This window comes from Paenibacillus sp. MER 180 (assembly GCF_023713665.1).
Lineage (GTDB): Bacteria > Bacillota > Bacilli > Paenibacillales > Paenibacillaceae > Paenibacillus_B > Paenibacillus_B suaedae.
The window spans coordinates 1-370 of the sequence record NZ_JAMAVT010000094.1; the positions used below are offsets into that span (position 1 = coordinate 1).

1 pseudogene is annotated in these 370 nt (G+C 43.5%); it reads right to left on the minus strand.

What is annotated here, in order from left to right:
* Positions 1-370 (minus strand): annotated as a pseudogene (locus tag M3661_RS30005) (IS110 family RNA-guided transposase); the annotation flags it as partial.

The following is a 370-nucleotide window of genomic DNA, read 5'->3' on the forward strand; positions in this document are numbered from 1 at the left end:
AGCCGCTGCAAGCTTTTCTCCAATCCCAGGAATGGATTTCAATAAATCCACTTCTGGTAGCTGAACAGATATCTCCTCCATTTGCTGTTCTAACTGCTTCAATTGGGCTTGAAGTGTTAGAAGCAGCGTAATCATCCCTTTCAGCGCTTCCGTTTGAGAAGGACTTGTCCTCTCTTCCTTCCACTTGCCTAATATCTCTTCTATTCGTATCGACTTCTCTCTTATCCAGCTTTGACTGCGAGATCTTCCAGCATATTTTATTAGGACTTTCTCTATAATCTCCGCCTTATCCATTTGTCCTTGCAGACAGCTCTGCAACACTTGTAGTGATGTAGCCGAGTACTGGTCACTAAACACTCCTTCATAAGCT